At 35.9% G+C, this 12,748-nt stretch carries 11 protein-coding genes and 1 pseudogene; 2 read left to right on the top strand and 10 right to left on the bottom strand.

Features of this window, described 5'->3' with window-relative positions; translation table 11 throughout:
• The first annotated feature begins 282 nt into the window (after nucleotides 1-282).
• Nucleotides 283-1,077: a PH domain-containing protein gene (locus AB3I42_RS01895; protein WP_368022230.1), complete on the top strand. Its 795-nt coding sequence runs from the start codon at nucleotides 283-285 to the stop codon at nucleotides 1,075-1,077.
• Nucleotides 1,078-1,169: 92 nt separating this feature from the next.
• Entirely contained in the window at nucleotides 1,170-1,469 is a 300-nt protein-coding gene (locus AB3I42_RS01890; protein WP_368022229.1) for a DUF5960 family protein, read from the top strand.
• Nucleotides 1,470-1,825: 356 nt separating this feature from the next.
• Here the strand turns inward: AB3I42_RS01890 and AB3I42_RS01885 are convergent, their stop codons facing one another.
• From AB3I42_RS01885 to AB3I42_RS01840, 10 genes and pseudogenes are all read right to left on the bottom strand, one after another.
• Nucleotides 1,826-3,133, bottom strand: coding sequence for a LysM peptidoglycan-binding domain-containing protein (locus AB3I42_RS01885; protein ID WP_368022228.1), 1,308 nt, complete (start codon nucleotides 3,131-3,133; stop codon nucleotides 1,826-1,828).
• 4 nt (nucleotides 3,134-3,137) lie between these two features.
• Complete coding sequence (locus AB3I42_RS01880; RefSeq protein WP_368022227.1) at nucleotides 3,138-3,341, bottom strand: phage holin; 204 nt, start codon at nucleotides 3,339-3,341, stop codon at nucleotides 3,138-3,140.
• Nucleotides 3,338-3,562: a hypothetical protein gene (locus AB3I42_RS01875; protein WP_081122927.1), complete on the bottom strand. Its 225-nt coding sequence runs from the start codon at nucleotides 3,560-3,562 to the stop codon at nucleotides 3,338-3,340. Before AB3I42_RS01875 ends, AB3I42_RS01880 begins: the two co-directional genes overlap by 4 nt.
• 45 nt (nucleotides 3,563-3,607) lie before the next feature.
• A complete protein-coding gene (locus AB3I42_RS01870) occupies nucleotides 3,608-3,736 on the bottom strand; it encodes an XkdX family protein (protein WP_128427561.1) in 129 nt (42 codons plus the stop codon).
• 7 nt (nucleotides 3,737-3,743) lie between these two features.
• Nucleotides 3,744-4,127 (bottom strand): hypothetical protein, encoded by a 384-nt coding sequence (locus AB3I42_RS01865; RefSeq protein ID WP_286335841.1) that lies wholly within the window; start codon nucleotides 4,125-4,127, stop codon nucleotides 3,744-3,746.
• Between the two features lie 15 nt (nucleotides 4,128-4,142).
• Nucleotides 4,143-6,581: a BppU family phage baseplate upper protein gene (locus AB3I42_RS01860; RefSeq protein ID WP_368022226.1), complete on the bottom strand. Its 2,439-nt coding sequence runs from the start codon at nucleotides 6,579-6,581 to the stop codon at nucleotides 4,143-4,145.
• A gap of 41 nt (nucleotides 6,582-6,622) precedes the next feature.
• The gene (locus tag AB3I42_RS01855) at nucleotides 6,623-7,396 is read right to left on the bottom strand and encodes a hypothetical protein (protein WP_368022225.1); all 774 of its coding nucleotides are present in this window, start codon (nucleotides 7,394-7,396) and stop codon (nucleotides 6,623-6,625) included.
• A 14-nt stretch (nucleotides 7,397-7,410) separates the two neighbouring features.
• Nucleotides 7,411-9,150: a BppU family phage baseplate upper protein gene (locus AB3I42_RS01850; RefSeq protein WP_368022224.1), complete on the bottom strand. Its 1,740-nt coding sequence runs from the start codon at nucleotides 9,148-9,150 to the stop codon at nucleotides 7,411-7,413.
• Nucleotides 9,125-11,959, bottom strand: a pseudogene (locus AB3I42_RS01845) (phage tail spike protein). The gene AB3I42_RS01850 and the pseudogene AB3I42_RS01845 overlap by 26 nt, the downstream one beginning before the upstream one ends.
• Nucleotides 11,956-12,744 (bottom strand): distal tail protein Dit, encoded by a 789-nt coding sequence (locus AB3I42_RS01840; RefSeq protein ID WP_286335836.1) that lies wholly within the window; start codon nucleotides 12,742-12,744, stop codon nucleotides 11,956-11,958. Before AB3I42_RS01840 ends, AB3I42_RS01845 begins: the two are co-directional and overlap by 4 nt.
• Nucleotides 12,745-12,748: the final 4 nt, after the last annotated feature.

Genomic DNA, 12,748 nt, shown 5'->3' with positions numbered 1-12,748 from the left:
CAACCGTTTTCATTAAAAGTCATAAAAAAAGCTCTATCCTTTACGTAATAAGGGATAGAGCTAACTGTTCATTAAGCTTCTTGAGCTACTGGATAAACAGACACTTCTAGTTTTACATTTCTTGACTAATTCTAGTTAACGCTGTTTACCTTAATATCAACGTTTATATAGTTTTTCAGTCACTAATATTTTCTATGTTTTTCTAAAAAGCATGGTCAAAGTATGGTCACTATTGATAGAATATTAATAGTAGTAGAAAGCTGATATCTAGGAGGAACTAATGTGAGTAAACAGTGTGCAAAGTGTGGAAGTAAAATTGGCTTAACTTCATATAAAATCAAAGATAAACAAATTGTTTGCGGCAATTGTATGAAAAAAGCTGGTTATGGTATGACTACTCCTTATAAAATAATAAGATCTTTAAGTTTAGAAGATTTAGATAAGGATCCATCAAAAAAAAGAAAATTAAACATATCTGATTATACTATACAAAATAATCATGATATAGGTAATGATAGAATGAGAACTACTGAAGAGATGGTAGAATTTTGTCTTAAATACGGCTACGGTAAAGGAATGACTAAAAAATGGACAACTCATCATTTTAACTTAATATCAGATCAACTTAACGGTGACGAATACGTAGTCTTCTGCTTTGTAGGATTGCATAACTATATCTCGTCAACCAAACATGACAATAATTATGCATACGCATTAACTAATAAACGTTTAATTGTAGCTCAACAAAAAGTGATAGGTAATAATGTACAAAGTATTATATTAGACAATTTAAATAATATTAGTAAAAAAAGAGGAATACTGTTGGGTACATTAACTATTGATACTCTTGGAAAAGTATTAAATGTTGCAGTTGATAAAGATACTGTTGATAGGATAAGTGATTCTTTAAACGAAATTATTTATAATTTAAAAAGAAGAAATATTTCTGCTACAAATTCCAATACATCAACAATTTCCTTAGCTTCAGAAATAAGACAATATAAAGAACTACTAGATGATGGAATTATTACAGAAGAAGAATTCAATAAAAAGAAACAAGAATTATTAGAAATATAATATCAATCAAAAAGATGAGCATTTAATTTAGCTCATCTTTTTCTGTTCACAAAGCAAACGTTTGTTCGTATAATCTTTTTGAGGTGAATATTATGTTAATGGAAGGAAAAACACAATTATGGTTTAAATTTGATCCTTCGAATAGATTTATCAAAGATTTTTATAAAGTATGGGATTCAGAAGTTTTCTTTTTAGCAATCGAAGATAGCTTATTAATTAATCTCTACTATTCCAATAAAAACTACTTTAAAATTCCTGCTGCGAAAACGAGAATGAAGAAGGATGTATACTTTTTGTTTGATATCGTGACTGACGTACCAGACGCACGGAGCGATCATCGGCGTTATGACTATATAAAATATACTTTCATTGATCCAGAAAGGGATAAATAAAAGCCACTCATTTGAGTGGCAGTGAAAAATAACCATTGATTTGTATGATATCCTTCAAAAAAATTCTAGCACAGAACTAACTTAATTACTATATGGACGCTGTAGACTCGAACCTACGACCGGACGGTTATGAGCCGTCTGCTCTGACCAACTGAGCTAAGGGTACAGATTGTTGCCACCATGGACAATAACAAGAGATAGCATCAGTTTTATGTGGCAACAATCCTGTTATCTCATATCTTGGAGTGTGACTAGCTATGGGTGAAAATGAAGATATGCGATAACATCACTATTTTATCGAATAATTTTTATAGTTGTCAATACGGTTATGTACTGCTCCTCAACGAGGAGCTTTTTTAATATGAAAGTGTCTGACCCGGATAAATCAAATTAGGATTTGATAGTCCATTGCACTGTGCCAGTGCTTGATAGGTTGTTCCTAATTTAGTCGCGATCAAAGAAAGATTATCTCCATAATGAACTGTATATGTTCTAGTTGCACTTGCTACACCACTTACTTTTAACACTTGACCAGCATAAATTACATTTGGATTACTTAATCCATTTAGTGATGCTAAAGCTTGATATGTCGTTCTATATTTTGTAGCGATTGAAGATAAAGTTTCGCCATATTGAACAACATGAGTTTGAAAAGCTGATGGTTGTTCTGCAACTGTCGTAGAATCTGGTAAAAGTTCTACACTAGATTTGTCGATCCAAGATAAAATATTCGCAAGTAAAATTTTATTACCGTCTACTTGCTGTACTTTGTAGCTTTCACCTTTTACCCATTGTGGGATTGCTTCTCCAGTTGCCCAGTTTTTCGCTGAGAAATTCACTTTAACAGTGTCGCCAGTTTTAATCTCTGATTTTGGTTTTTCACTCGTTTCTTCGCCTGCATTAATTGCTGGTGTATCTGTTTGTGGTTTATCTGAATTAGTATAACCATTATCAGTGATTCCTGTTAAATCGACATTTCCGTCCAATCCTCCTGCAATATAAGTAGATGTAAACTGCCAAATAGCAACCCCATCCATACTTGGAAAATAGTTATACAGCGGTTCTGGAGTTACATTATAGCTAGGATACCCGGCAATCCACAAAGAATTAGGGAATTTATTAATAATCTGTTGATAATTTACGTGATTCAATGTAAAAGGCTTGTATGAATAATACATTGGTGTGTAACCTGCTTCTTTGATTCTACGCATGCCGTACAAAATGGTTTCTGTATTTGCAACCTTTTCTGTAGGCGAACTGATATAACCTCCATATCCATCTGGGATACTCGCTAAAGCACCATGCTCAAAATCTAAGGCTACAATTGAGCCTTTCGGCGTTTGAATCTTAGGCAAGAAATAATCCATTGTCTGTTTAGCGATATCCATGTTTCCATAGGTGTCATACCAGATATAGGTATGCGCTCGTTTTCCTTGCGCAATAGCACTTGCTACTTGTGTTTTGTACGTGGACTGCTCGTAAATGCCATTAGCGTTATACCCGCCAATTTGAGCAATCGCAAATTTATCATGAGCATAACCAAAACGTCCTTGATCCCCTTGATAAATCGCCCAATCCACACCCTGATCGCCTTTGGCGGCAAAAACATTCATAGGCAACAAAAAAAGAGCTACGAGAGCTCCTGCTAAAATTTTCTTTTTCATTCGTTTACTCCTTATCTTTTAAATTGTAAGCTGATACCCCTGTAATTACTCCTAAAAATGTTGCTAGGGCATTGATAGTTAATACTGTCATATCAGTTTCACTCCATCCATATGCTTTGCCTAATGTGGCTACTAATACAGATAAAGCGGGCAATACCGTAAGTACTGTCCATTTAATAATTTGATAATATTTATCGGGTAAAATCATTTCTTCTCACCTCCTTTCATTTCCTGAATATCATGTTCTGCTTCATTCATCCGTCCTTCTAATAGAAAAGTACGTTCAACAATATGATTATGCTTTTCAACTTTTTTCTCCAATTGCTCAATTCGATAAATGGTTAGTTTGTTTGAAAAAACAATGCCTGCAAACGTACCAACTAAGGTTCCTGCAATACTTAAAGCAGAAATAATCGCATCAATACTCATACTTCACCAACTTTCCAACAAAAAACATACTCCATGGAGCATGCCTTAATTTTCTTTATTAATAATTTTATCTGCTTCTTCTTCCGTAATGCACAACGGAACAAATTGCCGAACTTGATCTGCAGTAAAGCAATTCCAGTCATACATCATTTTGATATCTTCATAGGAATACATATTATTCTCACCCTTCATTTTTCGATGATTGAAGTTGATCTTTCAATAAATCAATTTCTTTACTGTTTTGAATAGTCGTAAGCATCGTTTTTGAATTGATTTGCGTTAATGAATCAGCTCTTTTAGTTAGTTCTTCATTCGCCTGTTTCAATATTTTATTATCATCTTGTAACCCTTCAGATAATTTCTCTAACAGAACTAATTTTTTAGAAACATCTTGAGTCACAACTTCTTCCCATTTTCGCTCCCTTGGATTCCAAAATTGGCGATCTAATGGAATATTCGGTAATGGTGGTACAGAAGTATACGGCACTCCTTCTGGGAAATCATCTGGCATATTTTCCCATACCTTGCAACCTACTGGATACATATATTCATACATTGTTTTCATTAGTTATTCCCCCTATTAATTTGGCCACGCATCATTTGTAAAATAGCTGATGGTTCCAGAACACTCTTGATTTTCTGGTAAATTTGTAGTAGAAACCATCACAACAATTCCCGAAGCATTCGCGTAAACAGATAATGCAGGATTTCGATTGGTTTTATTCGCCAAAGTTCCACCCCAATCCTTTAGCGAAGTTGGAGTATATCCTTTTGGAAAAGCCATTAAATTTTTCCATCCAGCAAAATTTGCTGATTTATTTGTGATCGAAAAATTAGCTACTACACTTCGGCCATCTCGTTCAAATCTGACTGAACTTTCATTGGTGAAATCTGTTGTATTCGTTGTTTTTACTGTTTTTGAAATAAATTGATCTAAAGCTACTGGTACATTATTCACTGTTGGTGTTTGTCGAAAGTCTTTAAAGCCATCAATGGATTCATTTCCTGAATTATGGACAACTGTGGAGTCATTAGATAATTTATTCCAATTAAACCAGGTTAACGGCGAACCACTCATGATTCGATTATAGAAATTTCCATTTGAGATAAATAGTTGAACAATCACACTTGCTGATTTAATCACTATTAAATAGCCATATAGGGTTCCTGAAATAGGCATATTTTCTCCTGTAGCACCTGCACAGTAATAGATACCACTCGTTTGTATACTATTCCAGTCTTCTGTAGTAATAAAATTATTCTTATAAATTAATAAACCTTTCTCTGTACTAGATTTAGAAATAAAATATTGTTCACTATAATCAGGCGTGATATTCCAGCTGTAATCATTTGGATTATCGCTATCTTTCAAGCCTTCACCGAAATATTTATAATCTATGATATTCGGAGTAGCTACCTCTCCTTCTTCTATTTTTAACCATTCAATGGTGCAATTTCCAAGTGAATTTTTTGGTACTTGGTAGAGTTCGATATTGCTAGGATTAGCAGTAGCTACCTCATTAGGTGTAAAAGTTAAACGCCAGGTATCAACTAAACCATTCACAGGAGTTAATGTGCCATAATCAATCAAACCATTTCCAAATAGTTTAAAAGACTGATTGACTGGCTTCGTTCCTTTTAGTGTAATTGTCATCGTTTTCCCTATTTCCAAATTCTTTTTCATCTTTGCGGCATACAAATTATAAGTTGATGTATTTATTGGAAATACAACCGACTGATTTGCCAGATTTTCATTCAAAGGAAATTTGGATATCTGCCATGGTTTTTCAAATAAGTTGGGGTGATATGGCGTAGGTATTGCTCCTTCTTCTAACTTGATATATTCTATAATGATTGATCCATCCACTATTTGGGAATTACTATCTAAACGTAGATAAGTACGCTCTACTTGTTTCATTTCTGATACACTACCAGTCACAGAAATCATTTTTGTTTCTCCCGCTAACGTATCAGCTAAGTTCGTTCCCAGTAGAATATTGCCTCCGGGAAATTTTCTATAAGTTAGTCGAATTTTTGACAAGTCTCCTACAAAATCCTCATTCACTGTTACCTTAGCAGAAAGCGTATAGGTTGTTTGGGGCTTGATTTGCATGACATTTCCTGTCTCAGCACCAAATCCAGAATTTCTAAAAGTTAATTTTACACCCCTATTTTCGTTGGCAATTGTTACATTATCTTTTGTTGTAAAATAATCACTAGTTATAGTGCTTAATAGATTGGGATTTCCACTATAATCATAGTCTCCAAAATTAATGCTGTTTGAATATATCTTTTTCAACTTGCCAAGATCACCAATTTGCTGATTGGTTTGGTTCATCTTATCTTTCATTAACGTTAATTCATTTTGTGTTGAAACAACGTTTTGAGAAACAGTATCAATATTAGATTGAGTTGTTTTTAATTCCTCTGTTACCTCGACAACAGTTTGATCAATTGACTGTGCTGCATTCTCTACAAAGTTATTTATTTGCTGGTTGGCCTTTTCGATTGTAGAATCTACATTTGTTAAGGCCTCATTCACTGCATCTGTTGTTTCTTGCTTGATTCCATCGAGCAGTTGTTGAAAGTCTTTGAAATAATATTCTCCATTTAGTTGAACATCACGATCGATGATAGATTTCTCGATATTGAAAGTAAAAGCTAAGTTGTCGGTGTGACTGCCATCTGGAAAGTCAATATAAACATTCGCATCAACTTTGCCTTCATAAGCAAGTAACATATCAGGAATGAAGTATTTTACAATACCTTGCATGTAGCTTTCAGTAATGATTTGGTTGTCAAAAATAGGAAATTCTTTTTTCTCTTCACCAGAATAGATGTACATAAAAAGACGGACAGTCGCATTGATTAAATCAGTTGGACTTCCGTCTTGATTTTTAATTTCAAATTGTAATACGCCAGCTTTTTTGTCATAAGATTTGAAAGTAAAACCAGTGACTTTCGCTGGTGGATTTGTAGGTTCTGTTGGAACAATGATTTCTCCTGTCTTTTTTTCCATTGAATCACCTTCCTTAATAATTAAATAGAGGAGTCACCGTATTAATAAATCCCTTCGATACCTGCAATCGTAAAACCTGTGTCATCTGTAAAATCTATAGTTCCATTTCCATGAGTAGTGGCCAATCGACATTTATTAAAACGTAATACCACGTTGTCACGATAATTAGTAAGTTCTATTCGAACATGCCAAATACTTTTTTCGGATGAACCTATGCCTGTGAACATAATAACTGGGTTATCTACTGCTGGTGTTTCAAACGTAAACTGTGTACCTAATCCCTTGATATGAAATCGCAAACGACCAAAACGACGTGTACTAGCTGTTAAATTCATATTTTGTCCTACAGCACAATCTGATTCGCCAGCTTTCCATAATTTTGTTACTTGTTCAATTCGTTTCCAATTTCTTGAATTGTAGCCACCTTCGCCACCTTCTTTGCTTGAATTGATATAGAAAATGCTTCCGTTTGATACATCAATCATCACATAAGTCTTACGTTGAGAGTGTTCCCCGAATACATGCAGTTGGATAATTTGTCCAGGGACCATTGGATCGGGCGTTCCCATTTCGTCAGCCCATGCCCACACAGTAGCGTAATGACCGAATGGAATATTCCAGAAACTATACTTCTCACTTAAGTAATTATCCTTAATTAAATGGCCGGTTGCTTGTGCTACAGTCTCAGGTGAAGCAAAACCTGCATTTCTCTCGGTAGCAATCGCATGCGCTTGCTGGTCGTTGCCATCACAATGAATAGCAAACTGATCCAACATATAATCAATTGCTTGATCTCTCGTCATATTTTCAAACATTATCCATCACTCCTTCAATACGAAAATGATCGTTTTGTCGCTCGCCCCACGCCGTTCACTATCAATCTTCTTGCTGTCTTATCAATTGACAATTGATAAAAAGCTTCAAAGTCAACACTAGTATCTTTAGTAAATGCACAAGTTCCAACTATCATTTTCAAAGTACCGAAATTTTTCATCGTTTCCCAATGTTCATGCCCACAGATGTAGGCAATAATGACACCTGGTCCTTTTGAGCCAAAATCAAATACTTCACTTCCTGTAACGGATTCCGATGGTTCTCCAGTTAGCGAATCATAATCAATGGTTACTGATACACCTTGTTTAAACCCATCAATAAGTGTCCGTAATGCTACAGTATTCCATACACCTGTTGCGGAATCATCTAATGGAATATGACCTACTAATAAAACATGATAGCTACGATCTAAGTTCGTGAGGAAAGTACCGAAGTCTTTCAATTGTTCTGCTCCGATTTTCCCTATTTCCCCATCTTTTGTATGGCCACTGAATTCTTTATACTGACCGTTGCTATCAAGTGCATCACTATAATCATCTGTATCAATGCGATAGATTGCAATTCCTTTATCTGGGAATAAACGACCCCCGAATGTGCCATTATATAAATGGTGCATATCCGCACTATTTAAACAAGTTTCTGGTGTATGCCCTATCCAAGCATAAGGAATTTTTCCAGTATCATGATTTCCACGACAAACGATGACATCTTTTTTCCATACACTAGCAAAATTTGCGAAACGTTTTTGTATGGCCATTGAATGTGTTCGCCCAAAGTCACGAACACCAATCTTGAACTCTCCTGTACGCCCACTATTACAATCACAGTTATCTCCACCGTAAACAGTCACATCACAGTGTTTGGCCATTTCTTTAAATTTTGCTAAAGTACTCCAACGCCTAGGATTCGTCGAACTATCTCCTGTTGTAAAAGCACTGTCTTTCCCCATCCCATCGACGTGAGTATCTGTGATGAACGCAACGTTAAATAACTGATGATCAATGTTGGCAATAACTTCATCAAAATTAGACGGAACAGAATATCCACCGTCTGTAATCTGTCGCACAGTACTAGACACAGAAAGTTTTTTATTTTGAATGTCATCTAAGCGATCAGCTAAACTCTCATAATTTCCTTTCGCTTCATTCAGAATATTAATGATCGTACCACCAGGATCTATGTTTTCCAGTAATTCACGATTATCTTCTAACCACTGCTCCCAGTCACTTTTTCCCTGATTCATGTAATCTTTGAATTTTCTTAGCAAGTCCTCAAAAGTCCACACGTAGCCAGAATCCCGTAACTGACTTCTAGATAGTCCAGAAATAACCCGATAAGTAAAATCCTGCGTGCTAAATTGTTCACTCCAAGTACCATCACCGTTAAGTGAGCGGAAACTGAAATGTGCAGTGTTTTCACCACCCCATTGCCAGTCAGGCTCACTTAACGTATAGACAAGCCTTGCTTGTGATGGACTATATTCTTGTACTTTTTGTTCCACAGGTTGGTTTTCACCAAATTTTGTTGTGTTAATAAAAAATGGCACTAAGCCATCGAATGTTTTTAGTTTTCCATGTTCTACTACTTCAACAACGAGCTTTTGAGTTAAAACATCCCCTTGCCGAATCCGAACCAAATTTATTCCGTTATTTGGTTCTGTGGTGGATAGGACTAGTTTATGCTGCGTTTCTACCACGACTATTCCTCCTTTAGAAATTGATATAGTCTCTTGCATTATGGAAATGGCCAGAAGAAGATGGATAAAATTCATCCATAAATTGGAAATGAAGATGTTCTCCAGTTGATGGCCCCGTTGTCCCCATCAGTCCAATTTGCTGACCAGCAGTTACTTTTTGACCTTTTGAGACATCCACACGGCTTTGATGAGCATAGCCTGTATACATTCCATCAGCGTGTTTGATCACTGTCCAGTTTCCATACCAGTCATAATAGTTTGCATCCCCTGCAACGATCACTTCACCATCTGCTGAAGCAAATATAGGTGTATTAGGGTTTCCATTTACAAGGTCAATACCGTTATGAAACTCTTGTGCTCCTGTGATTGGAGAAGTGCGCCAGCCAAATTCGCTCGTCACTGTGATTGGATCTGCAATTGGTTTTATATATCCTTTTGATGCAGGAATTTCCAAATCTTTAAATTTGTCATACCATTCTTGTGCCCATGTCGTCCGTTCTGGATGTGGATCACGTGGACGTTCAAAGTTAGCCACGAATGCTTGTGCTGCTGTGTTGATATCGGTCAGATTCATGAATTGTGTCCATGTATAAGGATAAACGCTAGTTGCAATCCATTGACCATTTGGCGCATGCCACATCAACAATTTAAACTGCGCCGCGATCGTGTCTGGATCATCACTGATGCCAGCCTTTGTCATTAAATTGATCATGTAAACACGTCCGCTAGTTGCGCCAGAAGAATCGGTCCATTGCCATACACCATAACCGAACCCTGGTGCGCCATTGCCCTCATCGGCGGTTGGATTAGCATCTGATTCTCCTTGTGCATTTCCAAGTAAGGCTGCAGCAGCTTGTTTAGTAAAGCCAGCACCTATTGCCATTGCCCAAATCTGCCAATATCGTTTATCCCGATCAGTAGTTACTTCTGGTGGATATTGTCCATTCCAACCATTGTCGTTTCCTCCGCCACTGTTTCCACCACCGTTAGTATCAATTTTCACACCATTTACATAAAGCTCCTTGACATCTAGCCGACCATCCACGGTTATATTTCCTTTTGAAAATTTACCATCACCGTAAAAATTATATTTGCGTTTATCAGCAGTAACATCTGCAGGAATTTGAAAAACGGGATTCCCTAAATCTCCACCGTTCCCAGCATTAATGGAAAAAATATAGTTTGGTTCCTTCCATACAGCAAAGCCGTTAATCCCTTTAGAACCATAAGTAGATACAATTGAACCTAGGCGTTCTCCATGTACATCATCTAAGCCAGTAGAGTTGACTTTTTTTTCAAAGGAAAGTTCTCCTCCTTCTGCCACTAATTGGAAATCTTTATCATCCAATGTCTTTAAAGTTACCCCTTGTACGAGAATACCCGAAAGAATTCCTGCTTGAATAAAATTAGCATTGAAGGTTCCATCCAACGTCCATGCTGTCGTACTATCGCCATTATGAACATCTTGAATTGTTTTCCATTCACCTTTTTTACATTGTTTGAAAGATATTCCTGAGTTATTTTGAACCATAAAGAAACGCGACTCAGGAATATTAGGTCCATCCATATAAACAGTTTCATAGATTTCTCTACTATCACTAACACCAGCTTCAATTCCATTTACCCAATAAATAGAACCGCCATTATCTCCTGCTCCTCGCATAATGTCATCTTGATATTTTCCAATCTCTGTCGATTCGTAAAATGTCATTTTGCTAGATTCTAAACTATTAATATTATTGACAATAGAAGCCGTTTGTTTTCTAACGTCTTGTGTTAAATTATCCCCTAGTTCGATATTCGTTTGACCGGTAAGCCGATTGAATGTAGTTTTATAAATACGAGTTTTATAGTGATAACCTTTATCGTATCTGTGAATAGTCACTGTATTTCCTATCACATCTCCTCCAGTGACTTCAGCTTTGAATTGTACTAACGGTCTGGCAGAATCGATTAAGGTTGAATAAGTATTTCTAAGTAATTCTGTTGGATCATCTATATCATCAAACACTACTACGGTTTCTCGTTTTCTCATTGAGCCATCTTTTTGTGGTATTCCATACTTTTGAGTAGCTTCCGGATCTTCAAGCCAATTTTGGCCTTTAGGCTTATCTAAAGGATCCCCATTCGACTTTTTCCATTCAACATCAGTGAATTCAATTCTTCTACCGTATCCGTCACCGACCTCTTCACCTCGCCCACGACCTATCATTGAAGTTGAGATTGAGCTTCGATCTATCTCTCTTACAACTGTTAATGCTTTGCTACCATATACAAAACGTGTATTTGATTCTTCACCAATTTGTTCATATACTTCGATCCATTTATCCTTTATTCCATCAGAGTTCAAAGAACACCTAAAGACAAATTCCATACCTAAGATTTGCAATTCTTTCAACGCTTCTTTTACAGAGACATAGTAAAAAGTTGCAGTTACTGTTGGTAACATTGCTTCTACGTGACCAACGCGTCAATTTCCTTCAGTAAATTCAATCAATCGATCAAGAACATTTTTTAAGGGCTGCCCACTCGGCCTAATATCTTTGATGATGTAAGCATCTAATTCATTTGTCGCAAATCCTAACCCTGTAAACTCTAATGTTTCAGATGGGTCGCTAACTTTAGTAATTCGATATAATGAAAAAGACGACTCGTTTTCACGAATCGCCATATATCTTGCATCCTCTATTTCTTTATCATATTTTGTCGTAACGTAAAGAGTATCTTTCATTAGATCGCTCTTATCAGAACTAATTTCTTTTTCTTGGGAGACTTCAATCAAACTTCTTGTATTTTTCCTTTTAATAAGTTTTTGCAAGTGATCAAAGAAATAAACTGTCTCACTCAAATTGTCGCCCCCCTATAGAATATTGTAAGGTTTCCATTATTGCTAGTTATCTTCTGACCTTGTTTGAGATAAAAGTTCTCAAAATCACTTTCTAAATCAATAATAGAAGTACAATCTTCTCCGTTTACAGTTAGTTGCTCATCGGAGAAATCAAAAACCAACACGTCTCCTGTTTTTATTGCTGCATCAGTAATCGTGATATTTTGTTCTCCGTTTGTAATTTTGATTGAATTATTCATAGATAAAGTAACTTCAATTTTTCTTGGTGTTATAGGAAACTGTATCGGATTTCCAATATAACCATCACTAACACATTCTTTCGTATACTTTAGTGGGTCCGCACAGAATACATTAAAACTTGAAATAATAGAGTTGGAGTCTCCTGGAACAGTATCAGTGGATGTATAGCGACCGTAGTAATAAAAATCTAATTCATCATGAAACCTAATTTCCACGTCTTCATTCCGGTATAAATAATTCAACAGCTCTTTGAATTTAAACTGTAGTTTTTCTGGATCTCTGTCTTCCAACTTGTATGTTATTTTTAGTGTTCTTGAAGGTATTTTCTGATTTGTAATGATTGAACCAATTTGTATCTCTTGCTGTTCAACTTCTACAGAAAGCATTTCTCTACCTTCCACCGTAAGTGTTTGATACCCCTCAATCAAATCTTCTAAATACATTCCATCGTACATCATGGCAGACGTCGGAAGGAATCGTTTAGAACTATTGAGATTAATGGTTGTATCTTTGAATGAGTACATTTTATTTTCTCGTTGATCCAAAATA

The organism is Enterococcus sp. C53 (genome assembly GCF_040887425.1).
In the GTDB taxonomy this organism is placed as follows: Bacteria; Bacillota; Bacilli; order Lactobacillales; family Enterococcaceae; genus Enterococcus_B; species Enterococcus_B hirae.
This window is presented reverse-complemented; position numbering and strand designations above follow the sequence as displayed.

Coding starts and splice junctions, on each gene's coding strand:
- AB3I42_RS01890 (WP_368022229.1), top strand. CDS start 1,170: ATGTTAATGGAAGGAAAAACACAATTATGGTTTAAATTTGATCCTTCG.
- AB3I42_RS01885 (WP_368022228.1), bottom strand. CDS start 3,133: ATGAAAAAGAAAATTTTAGCAGGAGCTCTCGTAGCTCTTTTTTTGTTG.
- AB3I42_RS01850 (WP_368022224.1), bottom strand. CDS start 9,150: ATGCAAGAGACTATATCAATTTCTAAAGGAGGAATAGTCGTGGTAGAA.
- AB3I42_RS01870 (WP_128427561.1), bottom strand. CDS start 3,736: ATGTATTCCTATGAAGATATCAAAATGATGTATGACTGGAATTGCTTT.
- AB3I42_RS01880 (WP_368022227.1), bottom strand. CDS start 3,341: ATGATTTTACCCGATAAATATTATCAAATTATTAAATGGACAGTACTT.
- AB3I42_RS01865 (WP_286335841.1), bottom strand. CDS start 4,127: ATGAAAACAATGTATGAATATATGTATCCAGTAGGTTGCAAGGTATGG.
- AB3I42_RS01855 (WP_368022225.1), bottom strand. CDS start 7,396: ATGTTTGAAAATATGACGAGAGATCAAGCAATTGATTATATGTTGGAT.
- AB3I42_RS01875 (WP_081122927.1), bottom strand. CDS start 3,562: ATGAGTATTGATGCGATTATTTCTGCTTTAAGTATTGCAGGAACCTTA.
- AB3I42_RS01860 (WP_368022226.1), bottom strand. CDS start 6,581: ATGGAAAAAAAGACAGGAGAAATCATTGTTCCAACAGAACCTACAAAT.